Source organism: Fibrobacter sp. (assembly GCA_024398965.1).
Taxonomy (GTDB): Bacteria; Fibrobacterota; Fibrobacteria; order Fibrobacterales; family Fibrobacteraceae; genus Fibrobacter.
In genome coordinates this window covers 118,427-137,216 of sequence record JAKSIF010000004.1, presented here as the reverse complement: position 1 = coordinate 137,216, position 18,790 = coordinate 118,427, and the positions used below count along the sequence as shown (strand labels likewise).

14 protein-coding genes are annotated in these 18,790 nt (G+C 50.5%); 11 read left to right on the top strand and 3 right to left on the bottom strand.

The features are described from left to right. Positions 1-42: 42 nt before the first annotated feature. Entirely contained in the window at positions 43-2,220 is a 2,178-nt protein-coding gene (locus MJZ26_03155) for a cellulase family glycosylhydrolase (protein ID MCQ2104770.1), read from the bottom strand. Positions 2,221-2,643: 423 nt separating this feature from the next. Here MJZ26_03155 and MJZ26_03150 point away from each other — a divergent pair, with 423 nt between their 5' ends. From MJZ26_03150 to MJZ26_03125, 6 genes are all read left to right on the top strand, one after another. Then, positions 2,644-3,543, top strand: coding sequence for a T9SS type A sorting domain-containing protein (locus tag MJZ26_03150; protein ID MCQ2104769.1), 900 nt, complete (start codon positions 2,644-2,646; stop codon positions 3,541-3,543). 169 nt (positions 3,544-3,712) lie between these two features. Continuing rightward, the gene (locus MJZ26_03145) at positions 3,713-5,137 is read left to right on the top strand and encodes a glycosyl hydrolase family 8 (GenBank protein ID MCQ2104768.1); all 1,425 of its coding nucleotides are present in this window, start codon (positions 3,713-3,715) and stop codon (positions 5,135-5,137) included. A gap of 87 nt (positions 5,138-5,224) precedes the next feature. Continuing rightward, entirely contained in the window at positions 5,225-6,094 is an 870-nt protein-coding gene (locus MJZ26_03140; GenBank protein ID MCQ2104767.1) for a BatD family protein, read from the top strand. Positions 6,095-6,248: 154 nt separating this feature from the next. Beyond that, positions 6,249-7,232 carry a MoxR family ATPase gene (locus MJZ26_03135; GenBank protein MCQ2104766.1) on the top strand — a complete coding sequence of 328 codons (984 nt, stop codon included), beginning with the start codon at positions 6,249-6,251 and terminating at the stop codon, positions 7,230-7,232. Between the two features lie 89 nt (positions 7,233-7,321). Then, a complete protein-coding gene (locus MJZ26_03130) occupies positions 7,322-7,939 on the top strand; it encodes a DUF2238 domain-containing protein (GenBank protein ID MCQ2104765.1) in 618 nt (205 codons plus the stop codon). A gap of 38 nt (positions 7,940-7,977) precedes the next feature. Then, entirely contained in the window at positions 7,978-10,710 is a 2,733-nt protein-coding gene (locus MJZ26_03125; GenBank protein MCQ2104764.1) for a TIGR02171 family protein, read from the top strand. A gap of 44 nt (positions 10,711-10,754) precedes the next feature. Here MJZ26_03125 and MJZ26_03120 read toward each other — a convergent pair whose 3' ends face one another. Both MJZ26_03120 and MJZ26_03115 read right to left on the bottom strand, forming a co-directional pair. Further along, positions 10,755-12,866 carry a hypothetical protein gene (locus tag MJZ26_03120; protein MCQ2104763.1) on the bottom strand — a complete coding sequence of 704 codons (2,112 nt, stop codon included), beginning with the start codon at positions 12,864-12,866 and terminating at the stop codon, positions 10,755-10,757. A gap of 52 nt (positions 12,867-12,918) precedes the next feature. After that, positions 12,919-13,134: a hypothetical protein gene (locus MJZ26_03115; GenBank protein ID MCQ2104762.1), complete on the bottom strand. Its 216-nt coding sequence runs from the start codon at positions 13,132-13,134 to the stop codon at positions 12,919-12,921. A gap of 61 nt (positions 13,135-13,195) precedes the next feature. Between MJZ26_03115 and MJZ26_03110 the strand changes: the two genes are divergently transcribed. Genes MJZ26_03110 through MJZ26_03090 form a run of 5 tightly spaced genes read left to right on the top strand, consistent with a single transcriptional unit; the run spans position 13,196 to position 18,786 of the window. Continuing rightward, entirely contained in the window at positions 13,196-14,479 is a 1,284-nt protein-coding gene (locus MJZ26_03110; GenBank protein ID MCQ2104761.1) for an adenylosuccinate synthase, read from the top strand. 23 nt (positions 14,480-14,502) lie between these two features. Beyond that, on the top strand, positions 14,503-15,213 hold the full coding sequence (locus MJZ26_03105; GenBank protein ID MCQ2104760.1) for a Crp/Fnr family transcriptional regulator: 711 nt from the start codon (positions 14,503-14,505) through the stop codon (positions 15,211-15,213). 35 nt (positions 15,214-15,248) lie between these two features. Beyond that, entirely contained in the window at positions 15,249-16,031 is a 783-nt protein-coding gene (locus MJZ26_03100; protein MCQ2104759.1) for a PASTA domain-containing protein, read from the top strand. Positions 16,032-16,038: 7 nt separating this feature from the next. Then, complete coding sequence (locus MJZ26_03095; GenBank protein MCQ2104758.1) at positions 16,039-18,000, top strand: hypothetical protein; 1,962 nt, start codon at positions 16,039-16,041, stop codon at positions 17,998-18,000. A 9-nt stretch (positions 18,001-18,009) separates the two neighbouring features. After that, a complete protein-coding gene (locus MJZ26_03090; GenBank protein MCQ2104757.1) occupies positions 18,010-18,786 on the top strand; it encodes a DUF4292 domain-containing protein in 777 nt (258 codons plus the stop codon). Positions 18,787-18,790 lie beyond the last annotated feature (4 nt).

Below are 18,790 nucleotides of genomic sequence, written 5' to 3'. Positions count from 1 at the left end.
CTCCACGGGGAGGCGGTCTTAAATGTTTTGATGCTCTAGGACTTACTTAGAGATCTTGTTCCACTTGACATTCAGCTGACGGACGCCCTGGCTGATGACAACCAGGTAGGAGCCGTTAGGAATGCTTGCAAGAGACATGGATGCAGTACCATTGGAGGTCAAGGTCTTGCTCATGATGCTCTGACCAGTGATGGAGAAGACTTCAACGTTGATGTCGCCAGCTTCGTTGCTGTTGACATGAAGCTGATTGCCAGCTACGATTGCGCTGAGCGGGAGCTTCGGGTTAGTCTTGACGATGCTTGCTGCTTCAACTTCGCTCTTGTTCACGGCCTGAGTGCTGTCGCCCACGACCACGGTAATGGTCATGTGGAATTCCTTGTAGGTTTCGGTTTCAGGAGCGTTTGCGGTAATCTTGACTACAGCGTTTTCGGTGCCGGCCTGGAGAGCGTTGCCGTTCTTGGTAACGTACTTGGAGGTGGGTTCGCCGTTAAAGGTGTAGGTTACCGGAGTGTGGTACATGGTGGTATCAGGAACCAACTTTTCTGCAACACCGCCGAGAGCGAGGGTGGTGTTCTTGAAGTTGTTGGTCATCTTGTTGGAACCCTTTTCGTAGGTCACGGTGATGGTGTCCTGAACTGCCTTGTAACCGGGGGTTGCTGCTGCGGTAGCAACAATCTTTGCGGAACCGAAGCTCTTGAATTCGTACATCAGAACCTGCTTGCCCTTCTGAGCGTTGGAGCAGGAAGTGTTAGAGCAGGTTGCAGTCTTTACGGTAACGATGCTAGGATCAAGAGAAGTCAAGGTGAACTTGGATCCTTCGAGGGTGGTAGGATCGATAGTAACGATCCATTCCTTGTTGGGACCACCGGAGTAGCTCAGAGTTCTGTTGGTGCTGCAGGTGCCGCCGAAGTTACAGGTAAGGTCCTGGAAGTTAGGAACGGTCTGAGCAGGGATGCCCTTGATGGTGATGACGGACTGAGAACCGTCGTTGCCGGTCATGATTGCAAAGCCTGCACCCTTGATTTCACCAGAGTTGCTGACAACGTTTTCGTTGCTGGAGGTGTAGGTACATCCGCCGGCAAGCTTGCTTGCCACGGTGCCATCCAGTTCGCCTGCAGAGAAGGACTTGAAGGCGCATGCGCCAGTGTTCTTGCCCTTGACCAGGGAGTCTGCCCAGGTACGGCCCTTGCCAACCAGATACTGCTTGACGATTGCACCGGAAGTACTGGTCTTTGCTGCATCGAGAAGTGCCTTGGAAGTAAGTTCGGTGCTGCCATCGAAGAATGCGGAGGTTTCGTTCTTGACGTTACCATTTTCGGTGGTCTGCACCTGGCGGAGGCTCCAGTTACAGCTACTGATCATGTTCTGGTCCATGAAGTCGAACCAGGACTGGGTTGCAGATGCGTTAGGAGTACCTGCACCGTCGTAGTTCACGGTACCGTATTCGGTGGCGAACACGGCCTTGCCGGAGTTCATTGCCTGGGTGGCGTTGGAACCATAACCGCTAACCGGGTGGGATGCGGCGTAGAAGTGCAGGGAGTAGGCCAGGTTGGTTTGAGTCAAGCCGCTTGCAGCGTTAGGCTGGGAGGACCAACCGGGGTTACCCACGATGATCAGGTTTTCGGAAGCGGCGCGGATGCCGGGAATGACCTGGTTTGCGTAGTTGGCGACTTCGCCCCAGCTGCCGGTGGGTTCGTTAAAGATTTCGAAGATGACGTTAGGAATCTTGCCGTACTTTTGAGCCATTTCAGAGAAGAAGGCCTTTGCTGCAGCAGTTTCAGAGTTGGCCTGATGGCTGTGCCAGTCGAGAATGATATAGATGTCATTTTCGATAGCGGCTTCGATCATCTTGTCGACGATAACCTTGTAGCTATCCGGTGCGCTCATGTAGGAGTAACCGTCGGAGAGCTTGTTCTTGGTATCGGTACCATAGTAGTTGATACCCATGGCGAAACGAATGACGTCGATCTTGAGGTTGTCGGTTGCCCAGTCAAGAACGGTCTTGGAATAGTAGGGCAGGCCCGTTGCATCGGACCAGAACCAGCTCATACCGCGGAGGATTGCGGGCTGGTTGGTCTTGGTGCCAATGACCTTGCCATTGGCAGAACCGAGAGTACCGTAGTGGCTGACAGGGCCGACTTTCTTAGCGACAGCGGTCGTGGCGTCAGCGAATGCCGGAATGGCTGCGAGTGCCATTAGGCAGGGGAGTAATTTTTTCATTTTCATAATGATTCCCTTGTAAAAACCCTAATCCCTTGGTTTTTTATTCAAGATAACAAAAATTGCTCTGTATTGATAGTCAATACCTTGCATTCGGTGGTTACAGCCGAATACAAATTCGCGTCCTAAAATTAAATTCATTTGGCCCATATATATACGTACTTAAGTAATAAAAAAGTTGCGTTAGGAGATTGTGTGACTAAGCTAACAGGATGAGGATTGCCTAGAAACGGCTAAAATGGGCTTTGCATGTAAATTTTTATTTAGAAGAAGCTCTATTTCCCTAATTTTATGCGAAAAAATGCGGTTGCCGTCACATTGATGAAAAAAAAGAAAATTTTTTGTTCAAAGTCTGAAAAAAAAAGATATATTAGACCCCAAACCGCCCTTATTGGGCAATCACAATAAACAAAGAGAGAGAATATGAACAAGAAAATTCTTACTGCTTCTGCCGCCCTCCTGGCAGCTGCCTCTATGTCTTTCGGTCTCGAAACCTGGAACGGTGCTGATGGCATCTACCAGATCGACACCGGTCTCGACGCTGGTACCGAAACTGCTGGTTACTGGTTCATCTACGCTGACGACGCCGATGGTGGCGCATCCAAGATCACTTGGCCTGTAGAACCGGGTAACGAATACTCTGCAGACGCTCTTGACCCGATCATCGACCACTGCGCCGGTGTTTGCGGTTCCTTCGCTCTGGACAAGGGCACCCTCGATTACAACCCGTTCGTTGGTATCGGCTTCAACGTTGCCGGTGAAGACGAAAGCGGTACCCCGGCTCCGGCTGACGCTTCCGCTTGGGGTGGCATCTGCATCACCTATACCGTTGATGCTGCTGCTTCTATCGAAATGGGTCTCGGTGACGCTGTTGATGGCGAACTCGGCTACGACAATCCGTTCGTTTCCGCTCCGAAGGCTGCTTCTGCTTCCACCAAGGACTTCGCTTGGACTCAGTTCAAGCAGGCTGGTTGGGGTAAGGGCAAGATCACCGGTGCTGAAGCCGCTGCTAAGCTCGTTGCTATCAAGTTCAAGATTCAGGCTGCTTCCGGTACTTCCGGTCAGTTCAACATCATGCAGATCGGCGAAAATGGCAAGTGCTCTGGCGCTTCCATCAAGGCTGCCTCTGCTCAGGCTTCCTTCAAGGCTCAGCTCAACGGCCGTACCCTCTCCTTCGGTAAGACTGTTAAGGCTGAAATCGTGAACCTCCAGGGCCAGGTTGTTGCCTCCGCTAAGGCTTCCACCATGGACCTCTCCAAGCTCCAGGCTGGTGTCTACATGGTTCGCGCTGAAGGTGCTTCTCAGCAGATCATGGTTAAGTAATCTTACTTAATTAAAGATTTATGAAAGGGTCGTGGTTTCCACGGCCCTTTCTTTTTTAGAGCATTTGTCTCTATTGATGTAGATTACATCAAAACGTTTTTTTATGTTCCAAAAATTCCAAGTTTGGTTTTAGTATATATATTTACGCTGAATATTACGTGAGGCTATTATGCAATTCAAGAAACTCTTTGCACCGATGGTTGTCAGCGCCCTCTTCGGCCTTGCCGCTTGCGGTGATGATTCCTCTTCCGGTTCTACTCCGGTTATTCCCGATGTTCCGGGCGATCCGAACCCGGGCGTTATTGATACTCCAGTAGATCCGGGTGCAACCACTCCGGTTACTCCGGGTGCAACTACTCCGACTACTCCGTCTGTAAACTATGCTCCCCTGGCTGCTACTGCTAACGCAACATATCCGGCTGCCATCTATGCTGCATGGAAACCCTATCACTTTGTAACCCTCGAAGACGAAAGCGTCTACTACGCTAACCTTGCTGGCGAATTTGGCTACGTTTTTGCGAACTTCATGCCTGCCGGCCGTGTGATTTGGTCTAACCAGAATACTGGTGGTTACAAGTTCCAGTGCCAGAACGAAGAATCTTCTCTTTCTCCCATGAAGTATCGTGGTTGCACCGTGTCCGAAGGTATCGGTTACGGTATGCTCCTTACCTACTTCAACGGTGATGACGATGCCTTTGTCCGTCTGTGGAACTACAGCCGTGGCTTTAGAGACTATAACAGCCTGAAGTTGACTCCCTGGATTACCATGAGCTTCATGTACAACCAGATTGACAACTCCAGCGCAACTGACGCCGACCTGGATATTGCAACTTCCTTGATCTTGCAGTACTACAAGACTGGCCTGGATGCCTATCTTGCTGATGCCTTGGTTATCGCTAGCGCAATCTGGGACAAGGAAGTTGAACCCAACAAGTTGCTCCTGATGTCCGGTGATACCGAAATGTGGCATACCGCAGATCCTACCTACAACCTGAGCTATTTCTCTCCGGTTGCTTTGCGTTTGTTTGCCAAGGTTGACCCTACTCACAACTGGGCTGGCGTGCTTGATAACATGTATGCCTACATGGCCACTGTTCAGGCTGGTGGTACTGGCGTGTTCCCCGACTGGAGTAATACTGCTGGTGTTGCAGTTAATCCGCCTAACGGTGCCGCTGGTAACGAAAAGGCCGGCTATACCTATCATACCTTCAACAAGGAATCTGTTCGTATTCCTTGGCGTATTGCATGGGACTACTACTGGTTCCAGGAACCTCGCGCCCTTGCCGTGCTGAAGGGTCTTAACGACTTCATCGTAGCAAAGTCCGCTGGTGATCCGTCTTCTCTCGCACTTGCAACCCAGTACTCCTGGAATTTGAGTGTGGGTCCGGACTACACCAAGAATTCCTCTGTTCCGACACAGTGGCTTGCCGCATGGTGCGCAACAGGTATTGGTGCAAACCAGGCTTGGCTTGACAAGTGTACTCCGCTTGTTAACGCTATTACCCCGGGTAACAACGGTAGCAGCTACTTCAGCGATATCCTGCTGGGCCTGTACAGCGGCTTGCTGAATGGTGCATTTGTCCGTCCGTTCTAATACCGGATTGGCATGAACTTAAAGACTCCCTGACTTAGGTCAGGGAGTTTTTGTATATTGCCCGGTATGGAAAAAGATTCTTTGGATATGAATTTGCAGGGGGGCGCACTGGATTCGGGTAGCGTCGCTGTTGTGGACTCTGTAGAAGAAATGCCGATGCCCACGCCGGAACAGCTTGGTATTTCCATTACCTCCGGCTTTAGGGACGTTGACGGCGCCTTGTTGCCTTTGGCAGCTTCTGTCGGGGATACCTTTGACTTTCCCGTTACTGTAAGCTGGAATGTGAACGGCAGTGCCCTTCTGGTGGTGCCTACCAGTACGGCCTCGGCCAAGGGGTTGCAGCAGGTGGGTGTTTCCCAGGAATCAGCCCGCATGGTGAAGGATGGCAAGGAAATGGCCTCCATTACCTTTACCTACAAGATTGTAGCTCAGGATACGGGCAACCTTAACGTGCCTGCCATGCGTTTTGAAATTCCCACGCCCATGGGCAAGTCGTTAGACCTGCGTAGCGAAAGCGTGGCTATCCGTGTAGATGAGCCTGTTAGCATTGTTCCTGCCTTTGTAGGAATTGCTGTGGCTCTTTGCGTCATTTCAGCGGGCTTTTGGCGTATGAAACGCCGCGCCCAGGCACGTTCTGTTGTTGCTGCCAAGAATGCTGCAACGGCCAGGCTCCGTGAAAAAATGATGGTTCTGAAGCAGCGGGTGAATTCTGCAGATAGCAGATGCTGGTTGCAGGATCTGGAGAATGTCTGTAGGGAATATGCTGCGGAGAGGTTCCATCTGGATGCGGAAAAGGTCAATTTAAAGGTCTTGCTGGAACAGGGCGACTTGGAAGGCTGGGAAGGTCTTTTGGAGACGTTTGCCGATGCTCGTTACAGTGGCTGTCAGCGTGACAGCTTTGAGAATAGGGAAACCTGGAAGGCAGCCATGAAACTGATGGATATTAGCGATGAGTGATCAGTGGTGAGCCCGAGTCCTTTGGACTCTATGAGCTAGGGTAAGGCGATAACGTCGCGATTATAAACCTAATTACTCATCACTCACAGCTCATTTGTTTTTTTATTGAATATTTGTTAAATTCAGTTGGTAGAAAATTTAGAGGTATTGTCAAATGGATATTCAGGAACTTTCGGAAAAGATTAGACAGCAGAGCGCTTTCTGCCAGAATTTGTTGCGTGAAGTGGAAGATACCGTCATTGGCCAGAAGGGCATGGTGGAAAGCATCTTGACCGGCATCCTAGCCGATGGTCACGTTTTGCTGGAAGGCCTTCCGGGTCTTGCAAAGACTACCGCGGTGAAGGCTTTTGCTGACGCTGTTTCCCTGGATTTTAAGCGTATCCAGTTTACGCCGGACTTGTTGCCGGCTGACTTGCTGGGTACTACCATCTATAACGCCCGCGAGGCGAAGTTTGAAACCCGCAAGGGCCCGCTGTTCACCAACCTGGTGCTGGCCGACGAAATCAACCGCGCACCTTCCAAGGTTCAGAGCGCCTTGCTGGAAGCTATGCAGGAACGCCACATTACTATCGGTGACGAAACCTTTAAGCTGGATGAACCCTTCCTGGTGCTTGCTACCCAGAACCCCATCGAGCAGGAAGGTACCTACCCGCTGCCCGAAGCACAGGTGGACCGTTTCCTTTTGAAGGTGAAGGTATCTTACCCCAATAAGGCCGACGAAATGCGCATCCTGGATGCGGTTGCCGGCGCAGGCCTTCGTCAGCCCAATGCTGTGGCTACCAAGGAAGATATCCTGAAGGCTCGTGAACTTGTAAAGCAGGTGTACGTGGACGAACGCGTCCGCGAATACATCGTGAACCTGGTTCTTGCCACCCGCGATCCGGGTAGCATCAAACGTTCCGACCTGGTGGGCTTTATCGAAGTGGGTGCTTCTCCCCGTGCCTCCATCGGTCTTGCCCAGGCTGCAAAGGCTCACGCATTTATCCAGGGCCGCGCCTACGTTACTCCGGAAGATGTGAAGGCCGTGGCTATGGAAGTGCTGCGCCATCGCATTATCCTGAGTTACGAAGCTGAAGCAGAGGAAATCACCGCTGAGACCGTGGTCCAGAAGATTTTGGATTCCGTTGAGGTTCCCTAATCGTTAATCATTTAGATTCATTAAACTCCCGGCATGAGGTCGGGAGTTTTTTTAAAGACTTTAGCTAAGTTTGTCTTGAGGTGTTGTCTGTGAAGAATTGCTCGAAAGTCCATCTTGTTTTACTGCTGATATCAATTGCGGTGATTGTCTGGTCTGTGGTGGGTGTCCAGGATACTTACTTGACTTGGATTCTTGAAGCCGCTCCCGCATTGGTCGGATTGGCGGTTCTTCTTGGAACGTACAGAAGATTCAAGTTTTCTACGGCTATGTATGCGGTTTTCACACTGCACATCATTGTTCTTGTTGTTGGTGCACATTATTCCTATGCCAAGGTTCCGCTGGGTTTTTGGATGGAAGACTGGTTTGGTTTTACTCGCAACAACTACGATAAGATCGGTCACTTTATGCAGGGGGTGACCCCGGCCTTGATTATGCTGGATCTGCTACGTAGGACTACTCCTCTTAAGACTGCAGGCTGGAGCGGCTTTATTTCGGTCTGTGTTGCCGAGGCCATTTCTGCCGTATACGAGATTATTGAGTGGTTGGCTTCCTTGAGTAACCCGACAGATACGGAAGCGTTCCTTGGCACTCAAGGTTACATTTGGGATACCCAGTCAGACATGTTCATGTGTCTTCTGGGAGCGACCCTTGCTGTGCTGGCAAATTACTGGATTAGAAGAGCGTTAGGCAAAGCGCAAGAGAAATGAGAAACTTTTTCTTAAATGCTTTTTTTGCTCTTGCAGGAATGATTGCGCTGGTTGCATGTTCCGATGATTCTTCCAGTAGCCGAGGCTCCGGAAATACGAACCCGGAAGATCCTGCGGGGGAGCAGGATACATCCTTGGTAAAGCTGGATTCTGTTCACCAGGGAATGATTCAGTTTACTCGCGGAGGGCTTGAAGTTACCCTCGGTACCAACGAGGCAAGCGCGAAGGTCAGCGAAAAGCCTGAGATGAAGGTGACCTTGGATTACGGGTTTTCCCTGGATGTTCATGAAGTCACTTGTGGTGAATTTTCTGCCCTGTTAAAAAAATACCCGTGGGCCTCCTATCCAGCTTGTGAATCGGATAGTGTGCCCGTGGTGAACGTGACATTCTACGATGCCGTTCTGTATGCCAATGCCCGCAGCAAGGCGGAGGGATACGATACGGTGTATACTTACCTGGAAAGGAACTTTAGCTCCGGTCATAATTGTATCGGGCTCGAGGGACTGACCTTTAATGCTGATGTTGACGGGTATCGCCTGCCTACGGAAGCGGAATGGATTTTTGCCGCCTCCTTGGGATGGAATCCCCAGGATAGTTGGAATGTTTCCACATCAAAAAATCAACTCCATAAGGTTTGTTCGTCGTCTCAAGATGAGACTGGCTTTTGCGACCTTTCTGGAAATGCCCTTGAATGGACAAATGACTGGTTAGGCGGTCTTGTGGATTCCGCTGTGGTCAACTATGTAGGGAGTCCGTCAGGAAATTCCTTTGGGGAAAAGGTTGTCAAGGGCGGTTATTTTGCTCAAACTGCGGAAAGCATGCAGTTGTACAGCCGCGGTGACGTGTACCCGATATCTGCATCAACGTCTGCCGCGTATCTGGGATTCAGGTTGGCTTTTGGGGCGATTGATAAACCGCTGTGGCTTGACGATAAGGGCCGTACTACGGCGGAGCCGTCGTCCTTCAGTTCGCCCCTTTCTGCACTTGTGGAAAAGACGGGTACTTATAGGGCGAAGCTCGTGTTTAGAAATGACATTACAGGAAACCTGGAATTTGCTGATTACGACAAGAACCCGCTGAAATTTGTTGAGATAGCCGACACCATCTCTTCGTTCCATCCGGATATTTCTCCCGACGGGTCCAAGGTCGCATTCTGTACGGGTCTGGAAGGAGTCAAGGGAAAGTCCCGTGTCTATGTAAGAAACTTGGATGAGGGCGGTCGCGGGCTGGTCATGCTCGATGTGGAAAATGCGGTTATCCCACGATGGGTTGTGGAAGACAACGGGGATACATCCATTGTGTATGTAGATGAATCTAGCGACAACAGCAATGATGGCGACTTTACATCAAGGGCAACATGGATTGTATCCTTTATGAATGGAAAGTTTGGGAAACCTCGTAAGCTTCTGGAGGGTGCGTACCATGGAGGGATTGATCTGAACAGTATGTTTGCTGTTTCTGGTTCAAAGCTACTTCGAGCCTATAAAGGGAAAAAGCACCAAGTCTGGTACGACGAGGAACAGGCTTGCAATGTTTCCTTGTCAAAGGACGGAGCCTTGAATACGTTGTTCCTTGACTTTGGCGGTAAGGTTGGCCAGGAATTCTCGGGAACACAGTACAGGACTCACGAAAGAATTCTTGTTGCAGACAGCAACGGCAAACTGGTTCGATCCATTCCGTCTCCTAAGGGCCGCTCCTTTGATCATTCAGAATGGGTTAACCAGAAGAACTTGGTCGTTGCGACATTGGTTGGTGTCAATGGCAATCATGGTGATATTGCGTTAGTCGATGTTTCTGATTCCAGCATAGTGGAGCTGGTTTCAGGAGAAGAACTTTGGCATCCCTGTCTTTGGGTAAAAGGACGTTATGCGCTGCAGAAGGAAGGGCTTGACTTGGACAGCGCTGGGGTCTACATTGACGATAGCTATGAAATCGGCGAAAAGACCATGGGCGTAAAAATGAGAATGTTCTGGGACATGGTCGATAGTGTGGAACTGATTGGTGTTGGTAGTTCCAGAATGGAACGTGGATTTGACCCACGAGTCATGAAGGCTCGTTCCTTTAACTTTGGTCATATTGGTGGAGAACTTTGGGGTTCGTTGTCCTTGGCGCACAACTACATTTTCCCGCATGCAAAGAAATTGAAATATCTGGTTGTTGAAGTTTCCCCAGACTTGATGAGAAATTCCAGGCTGGTTAGGGAAACCTATGTCTTTGGGCAGGCTCCAGGGTATATTTACGACCGCCATCATGATTATTGGCATGATGGCCTGCCAGAGGAATTTGTCGAGCTGGTTGATTACAATCATCCGTACACTTATGAGGATTCGACGTCCTATGTGAATACCTTGGGACTGTTTGAACTAGAGCCGGGATCTTGGGGAGAATCTCCTATGGTGACAAGGGATTCTATCATGAACAATGCGGAGGACCTGAATTACCACAGGGTTATTGACAGCCTGGAGGTCCTTATTGACACTACCCAAAATAGGGGTGTTCAGATTATTGCTGTGGTATTTCCTCAGTCGCCTTTGTATAGCCAGACAGGTTATTATGGACGTCACGGCATCAAGAGAAGCCTTGCCAAGGAGACATTAGATTATCTGGATTCATTGACCCGTAAGTATCCCCATTTCCATGTGTTGGATGAAAATAAGATGGGTCGGCACGATTATCCGGATTCCTTGGCTATGGATTACGACCATCTAAGCAAACTGGGTGCCCAGCAGGTGAGTCGTCGTCTGGATTCTTTGATTCAAAAATTGAAATAAAAAAAAGACCTCCCGATGGGGAGGCCTTGTTGATACGCCAATCTTTAATCGCCCCAGTCTCTGGAGCATGGATATTCTGGCTCTTGCACGTTGTTAGCGCAGTGATCTCCCAAGCGGCCAGATTTGAGCCCCTTGACAGGAACGTAAGTTACCTCGTTGTTTTCGTTCACGATGATAGCGGCGCCGGTAAGGTAGTTGGGCCAAAGTCTTCTGTGGTCCGCTCTCCAGCCATTGCCGGAGTGAAACTTAAAGTCAATTTTACGATCGGTTACGACTATCAGGAATGGCGCGATAAACTGGTCGTGAGAGGTTACGAACGTATATTTGTGCATAGTTTCGTACCTAAAGTAGGTGTTGACGAATTCCTGAACCTTCTCATCGGCATTGTAGAAATTTTCAGGACAATTTTCGGGATAGTAGGCGGCCATGGTATAGGAACCCCAACTTGTTGCTCCTGCGCAGTTTTCGTCGCGTTTTTTAAACCAGCTCCCTCCCATGTTATCGACCTGCAGGTGGAATGTGCTACTTGAGGAATTGTATAGAGTTAATGAATCCACATGGGTTTCTCCCTTACCACGAGACACGAAGAGATTTGTTCCTCTGGTACGGTACACGTTGGTGTTCATGTAGAAGAAATTTTCTAGTCCAAGGGGTGCAAGCTTTTGACCGAGATAGCGGGCTTGTGCACGACCGTTTTCGTTGACGTCGACCTCTGTGCCGGATGCGGGGTCTCGTTCGGCGTGACGTACTACGAAGGCTACTTTTTCATTGGGAAGAAGGCAGCCGAATACATTTTCTAGAGGAATGAAATCATCCTGGGTGGAGCGCATGATTCTGCATTCTTCGGAAAGTTCTGCAGTGCTTGAGGAAGACTCTTCACTGTCGCTGGATTCTACGGAAGAACTGGAGGGAGTGTAGTCTTGCCCATCCTTGCCGGGTTCTCCCTGGGGACCCTGCTCACCTTGGGGACCTTGTTCGCCTTGCTCACCTTGGGGCCCCTGTTCACCAGTTTCACCCTTATCACCTTTTTCGCCGTTCCACACGATAACGGGATCGGAATCGCCACATGTTACCTGAACGCCGGTCTTGCCAGATTCTTCGTCAGAGATGGGTGTTGCTGTGCAGCCTGTTCCAGGGATGCCCTGTTCGCCTTGCTCACCTTGGGGACCTTGTTCACCAGTATCGCCTTTATCGCCCTTTTCGCCGTTCATTAGCGTGCCGACTTTTTCATCGCCGCAAAATACGTCAAATCCTTCGATGTCTTGGCTTTCGGTTACGTAGCAGGCGGTTCCGTCCTTACCGGGCTCGCCATCTTTACCGTCAACGCCGTTAAGACCATCTTTGCCGGGCTCGCCATCTTTACCGGGTGCACCATCTTGACCGTCTTTGCCATCGGTTCCGTTCCATACGAGGACGGGGTCTTCGTCGTCACATTGAATAGTGAAACCGCTCTTTCCGGATTCTTCGTCGGTAACGGCCTTAGCGGAACATCTTACGCCGTCCTTTCCGGGCTCGCCGTCTTTACCGGGTGCACCGTCTTGACCGTCCTTACCATCAACGCCGTTAATACCATCCTTGCCGTCGGCTCCGTTCCATACGAGGACGGGGTCTTCGTCGTCACATTGAATAGTGAAACCGCTCTTTCCGGATTCTTCGTCGGTAACGGCCTTAGCGGAACATCTTACGCCGTCCTTGCCGTCGGCTCCGTTCCATACGAGAACGGGGTCTTCGTCGTCGCACTGAATAGAGAAACCGCTCTTTCCGGATTCTTCGTCGGTAACGGCCTTAGCAGAACATCTTACGCCGTCCTCTCCGGGGTCGCCCTTTTCGCCATTGTAAAGAACGCCGACGGAGTCTCCGTCGCACACAACCTTATGGGCATCAAGATCGGGTAGGGGTAGAATTACGCAAGAGCTGCCATCTTTTCCGTCTTTACCAGGCTTGCCGTTAAGCACGACACCTATGGTGTCGCCTCCGCAGATGATGCTGATGCCACTTTCGTCTTCAAGGCTTGCTGTAGTACAGGTGATTGCTTGTTTGTTGTTGAGCGCATCAAGAATTTCTTGATTGTTGGCAGTATTAGACTGTTCTGAGCAGGCGATCAATGTAGCAAGGCCCGCGGCGGCAGTTGTAAAGAGCGTCTTTTTTTTGTTCATAATCATCCCATTTTATACAACCTAAATATAATCAATTGTATCATTATTTTTTTCACTTGTGCACTTCCTTTTTTATGGACAATCCTTCCATGACCAATTCCATTGTCGTTTTAGGGGTGAATGAATATGTTTGAATGGCAAGAATGCGCTTTTTTTGCGGTTTTTCTGGTGCTGGTTGCCATTCATCTTTCTTCGCTATTTCTATTTTAGGGGCGAAAAAGGGCTCAGGGAAACACCCTGGGTAGCTTATTTCCTGTTTAACAATCAATCGATCTGCAGTCTGCTCAAGAGAGTTTCGTCTGCTGGATCACAAAAAAAACGAAGGATATATGGCAAATCGTGTTGTAATCGGCTCCCAGTGGGGTGACGAAGGTAAGGCCAAGGTTGTTGACTTCTTGACTCTGGACGCAAATATCGTTGTGCGTTTCCAGGGCGGTGCAAACGCTGGCCACACTGTGGAAGTAGGTGACAAGAAGTTCGTGTTCCACCTGATTCCGTCCGGCATCATGCATGACGACAAGATTTGTGTTATCGGTAACGGCGTTGTGCTGGATCCGATTCAGACTTTGGCTGAAATTGCCGATCTCCATACTAAGGGAATCAATCCGGAAGGTCACCTGTTCATTGCCGACAATGCCCAGGTTGTGCTCCCGTACCATTCTGCTTTGGACAAGGCCAAGGAAAAGAAGGCTGGCAAGGCTGCTATCGGTACTACCGGCCGCGGCATTGGCCCCTGCTACAGCGACAAGGTGAACCGTATCGGTGTTCGTGTTGGCGACCTCATGGACGAACGTGAACTGCGCCCCCGCGTCGAAGCTATGGCCAAGGTTCATAACGAAGAATTCAAGGTGATGTACGATGTTCCTGAAATCGATCCGGAACAAGTCATCAAGGACTACCTGGAACTGGGCCAGAAGATCAAGCCTTTCGTTCGTGATACTAGCGCCCTTCTTTTCCAGGCTGTTAAGGAAGGCAAGAAGCTGGTGTTCGAAGGCGCTCAGGGAACTATCCTTGACGTGGACCAGGGTACTTACCCCTACGTGACCTCCAGCAACACTGTGGCTGGCTACGCAAGCTGCGGCGCAGGCATTGGCCCCACCGCCATCGACCAGGTTGTTGGCGTTGTGAAGGCTTACACCACCCGCGTTGGTAACGGTCCGTTCCCCACTGAACTTCTCGACGAAATGGGCGACACCCTCCGTAAGATCGGTAATGAATACGGTGCAACCACCGGTCGTAATCGTCGCTGCGGTTGGTTCGACGCTCCGGTTGTCCGCAAGGCTGCAATCGTTAACGGCCTCACTCACTTGGCAATTACCAAGCTGGACGTTCTGGATACTTTCGACACCATCAAGATCTGCACTCACTACGAATGCGATGGCGAAAAGATCGAAGTGTTCCCGAACCAGCTGTCCAAGGTCGGTCGTTGCGTGCCGGTTTACGAAGAAATGCCGGGCTGGAAGTGCGACACCACCAAGTGCCGTAAGATGGAAGACCTTCCGGAAAATGCTCGCAAGTATCTGAACCGCATGGCAGAACTTGTTGGCGTAAAGATTGGTATGATCTCTATCGGTGCAAAGCGCGATCAGAGCATCATCGTTGACATGGACTAATCATCTAAGGGGAATGAAGTTTTATGGACAGTAATGTAGTTGGCCTTCTGAAGGGCGTTGAACTTTTTTCGGAATTGAACGAAGAACAGCTTGCTTTGCTGGCTGATTTAGTTGTTGTCCAGGACTTCAACCGAGATGAAACTGTGGTGCTGGAAGGCGATGATTCGATGCAGGCCCTGTATCTCATTGCTTCCGGTTCCGTCCAGGTCTATATTACGGGCGTTGATGGTCGCGAGACCATCCTCTCCTTCTTGGAACGTGGCGACTTCTTTGGCGAAATGAGCCTTATCGACGGCGAACCCAGGTCCGCCTCCGTTCGTACGGTAACCGATGCTCAGATGATGATCATCCGCCGCGAGTCCTTTATCCAGTTGATTCGCCAGTCTCCTGAAATTTCCATGGCTTTGCTCTCTGAGTTGAGCAAGCGTTTGCGTAAGGCCAATAAGCAGATTGGTTCCTTGTCCACCATGTCCGTTAGCGGCCGTGTGGCAGGTACTCTCCTTAACCTCATGGAAGAACGTGGTGTCCGTATTCACGCCGATAACGGCAATATGGTGACCGTGATTCACAACCGCCCCACTCAGCAGCAGCTGGCTGACATGTCCGGTACTACCCGCGAAACCGTTAGCCGCATTTGCTCTATGTTGGTAAAGGCCAACGCCATTGCCATGACTGGTAAGGATATCGTTATTTTCGACGAGAACGTCCTGCAGGAAAAGGCCACCAAGGGCTAACGTGATTTGCTGAAAAGCGAATAAACGATTTTATTATGAACAAATTAAAGTCTTTCTTCTTGTCTTTGGGCCGCTGGGTAAAAACATCTCCTGTGCCAAAGGCTTTTGCCATTTGGGTCGTATTCGTTGTTATCTTGGCTGTTGCCGTTGATAAGGTGCTGATGCCTATTTTTTCGGGCGCCTTCGCTGCAACAGGTAAGGTCCCCAATCTGGAAGCAATGTCTCAGGAAGATGCCGAGAAGGCCTTGACCGAGGCTGGTTTCAAGTACGAATGGCTTGAGGAAGGACGTTACAATGCGACTATTGATTCTGGCAAGGTTCTTGTCCAGATGCCTGCTGCAGGGCGTGTGGCAAAATTGGGCCGCACTGTAAAACTGACTCGCAGCTTGGGCCTTCGCCAGGTGGAAATTCCCGACCTTCGCGGAAAGAGCCAGAAACAGGCCGGCATTTCTCTTACCCGCGCAGGACTTGTGCAGGGTGAAATCGTGAAGGGCGCTCATCAGAGTATTCCTCGTGGTGTGGTGATTCGTACCATCCCCATGGCCGGCGAAAAAGTTCGCGTGGGCGATACGGTGAAGGTCGTTATCTCCGCTGGCGTAACCACAGGCAAGACTCTGCTTCCGGACTTTGCCGGAATCCAGATTGATGATGTTTACCCGAAGCTCGAAAAGCTTGGGTTTGTAGTGGGCAAGATTAAGCGAGCCAAGGCTCCCGAGGACATGGAAAATCCTGTGCCTGGCGCTGTGATCGAAACCTCTCCCAAGCATGGCGATTATCTGCCTCCTGATTCCAAGATTAATTTTGTAATTGTGGAGTAATTCTCCCATGAAGAAGGCTGTTCTTTTTTCGCTGATGATGCTGGCTGCACTTGTGATGAGTGCATGCAGTTCTGCTCCTGCGAAGAAGGATGCCGCCGTATTGACTGCGGCTGACTCTGCTGCCATTGCCGCTGCGGTTGCCGCCCAGGGCAAGCAACAACCTGTCGAAGAAGCTAGGCTTCCCCAGAATATCGATGCTGCCCACGAGTCCTTTATCAGGGCCTCCCTTTTGGAACTTCGTGGCGAAAAGACCTTGGCAAACGTGTTCTGGCAGCATGCTGCCGAATCGGATCCTTATAACAGATTCCTTGCGTTCAAGCTGGTTGAAATCCTTGCTGCCCAGGGCGCTGATTCTGTTGCCCTTGTAAATGCGGAACGAGCCAACAAGCTTGAAGGAAAGGTTACTGCATCCCAGTTGTCCATTCTTGCGCATCTCTATGTGAAGGCAAGCCGCGCCGATTCCAGTCGCAAGTATTTCAAGGCAGCGCTGGATTCCGCCCGCTATCAGGACATGCCCTTGCTTTATGACTACAGCCTGTTTCTGGAAGCCATTCACGACGAAGAAGAACTTGTCCGTATCTACGATTTGCTCCTGCCTCATGTCAACTACATGCAGTCCCTTTTCCAGCGTCAGCTGAATCTGCTTTTGGATTTGCATCGGGATTCTGCAGTTGTTGAACTTTTTGGAAAGGCTCACGATGCCACTGGCGACAAGAAACTGCTGACCCAGATGGTTCAAGGCCTGGTATTCCAGAAGAGAATGGGCGAGGTGAAGGCTATTGTGGATACCTTGTCTGGAACAACCTCCGAAGATGAAGCCATGGTTGTCCTGTTGATGACAAACATGGCAGAGACCAGCCGTGATAGCGCATTTGCCTTGCTGAAGAAAAAGTATTACGAAGATGGAGTTCGTACTGCGGTGCTGGCAAATTTCCTGGGCCATTATGAGCATTTGTACGGGGAGTTGGATAGCGCCAAGGTTCACTTGACGTATGCTGCGGAACATCTTGGTTCTGCGGAAAACAGGGTGTATGTGACTAACGCCTACCACGCCTTGGCAAATATCGCTTTCAAGGAAAAGCAGTATAAGGAAGTTGTTCGCTATGCTGAAAAGGCGGACTCCGTAGCCATGGGTGGGGATAAGGCCATGCTTGCGATGAGTTACGGCATGGTGAAAATGTACGACAAGGCCTACAAGATGCTGGACTCCCTTATTGCCGTGTGGGACAAGTGGAATCCTATGGCCGGTGTGGCTGATTCTGCCACTTTGGAGAAGATGAAAGTCGAGGTTCAGCAGAATAAGGTCCTGTACCGCAGTTTTTACGCCCGTATGTTGAATTCCGAAGCGACGGACATTGTGGAAGCTGGCAAGGGAGACACTTCTGTGAACAAGAAGGCTCTTGAAATCCGCAAGAAGTCCTTGAAGTACTTTGACGAAATCCTCTCCCTGGAACCGGATAATTACGATATCATGTCCCAGAAGGCCATGATCCTGGAACGTTGTGAGATGAGCGACGAGTCCTACGCTTTGTTTGAATTTTTGTTGGATTCCTCTCGCGCAGACAAGGTGGACCGCCCCGAGTTGCTGAACTATTACGGCTATACTTTGATTGAAAGGAACCGTAGTGCTGAGGATGTGGAAAAGGGCTACCAGATGGTGCTGCAGGCCTTGGCTACGGAAAAGTCCAAGGCTCCCTCGGATGCATACCTTGACTCCAAGGCTTGGGGTGAATACCGCATGGGTAAGTTTACTGAAGCCCTGGAAACGATCAAGCTTGTTTCTGGCAAGACTATTGAAAACGATCCGGTATACTGGGAACATCGTGGTGCCATTGAAGCTGCACTCGGTATGTATGAAGATGCTACGGCGTCTTACCAGAAACTCCGTACCTTGCGTCCCAAGAATCCCGAGGCTCTGCGTTTCCTGAAGACGCCTGAGGCCAAGCGTTTTTTGAACAAGAAAAAATAGGCGGTGGTCATGCCGCTGAAGATCTCTCGTAAATCTAGCTTGAAGGAATCTCGCTGCGGCGGGATCACCTTGCTTTTGTGCCTGTTGGCTTTCTGTCTGTTTGCTGCAGGGTGTGCCGGTAGCAAGGCGTCTTCCTTGCCGGCAGGAGAATCCCGAGTGGAGGCCGCTCCCCAGGATAGCCTTCGTGCAAAGTTCAAGCTGACCATTGTCCAGAATGGGGATGACCAGAATCTGGATGCAGTCCTGTTTTCTGTTCCCGGCAAGCGCTACCGTCTGGAATTGACCGGTCCCATGGGCATTGGGGTTGCATCCATGCTTTGGACGGAAGAAGGCTGGACTATGACATTCCCTACGGAAAAACTTTACGTGAAGGGTGCTGGATATATGGTGGGCCTCTTGAATGACAACACTCTCCCTCTGGTTCATATCCACCAGGTGGCGGCCTTGTTCGAGGGAAAGCTTCTTCCTGAAATTTCGGGAGAGGCACTTAAGGATGGCGAGAATGTGGAGGCTGTGGATGTGAATGGCCGGCATTTTACCTATGATCGTCAGGGTTCCCGTGTTACCCGGTTGAGCTACGCCGGCCGCGATGGAAAGCCCGAGACCTTGCGCTATTCCGATTTCCGAGAATTTGAGGGCCAGACTTTGCCTGAAACCATCGTTTTTGAACGTAACGGGAAACGTTTTCTGGAAATCAGGGTGAAGAAGGTGAACCACGGGAAGCCCTTTAGCGGTGGAACCTGGAAGTTGAACGTTCCAAAGAGTTTCAAGCCCGTGGCACAATAGCCTT

Coding starts and splice junctions, on each gene's coding strand:
- MJZ26_03155 (MCQ2104770.1), bottom strand. CDS start 2,220: ATGAAAAAATTACTCCCCTGCCTAATGGCACTCGCAGCCATTCCGGCA.
- MJZ26_03150 (MCQ2104769.1), top strand. CDS start 2,644: ATGAACAAGAAAATTCTTACTGCTTCTGCCGCCCTCCTGGCAGCTGCC.
- MJZ26_03145 (MCQ2104768.1), top strand. CDS start 3,713: ATGCAATTCAAGAAACTCTTTGCACCGATGGTTGTCAGCGCCCTCTTC.
- MJZ26_03140 (MCQ2104767.1), top strand. CDS start 5,225: ATGAATTTGCAGGGGGGCGCACTGGATTCGGGTAGCGTCGCTGTTGTG.
- MJZ26_03135 (MCQ2104766.1), top strand. CDS start 6,249: ATGGATATTCAGGAACTTTCGGAAAAGATTAGACAGCAGAGCGCTTTC.
- MJZ26_03125 (MCQ2104764.1), top strand. CDS start 7,978: ATGATTGCGCTGGTTGCATGTTCCGATGATTCTTCCAGTAGCCGAGGC.
- MJZ26_03120 (MCQ2104763.1), bottom strand. CDS start 12,866: ATGAACAAAAAAAAGACGCTCTTTACAACTGCCGCCGCGGGCCTTGCT.
- MJZ26_03110 (MCQ2104761.1), top strand. CDS start 13,196: ATGGCAAATCGTGTTGTAATCGGCTCCCAGTGGGGTGACGAAGGTAAG.
- MJZ26_03105 (MCQ2104760.1), top strand. CDS start 14,503: ATGGACAGTAATGTAGTTGGCCTTCTGAAGGGCGTTGAACTTTTTTCG.
- MJZ26_03100 (MCQ2104759.1), top strand. CDS start 15,249: ATGAACAAATTAAAGTCTTTCTTCTTGTCTTTGGGCCGCTGGGTAAAA.
- MJZ26_03095 (MCQ2104758.1), top strand. CDS start 16,039: ATGAAGAAGGCTGTTCTTTTTTCGCTGATGATGCTGGCTGCACTTGTG.
- MJZ26_03090 (MCQ2104757.1), top strand. CDS start 18,010: ATGCCGCTGAAGATCTCTCGTAAATCTAGCTTGAAGGAATCTCGCTGC.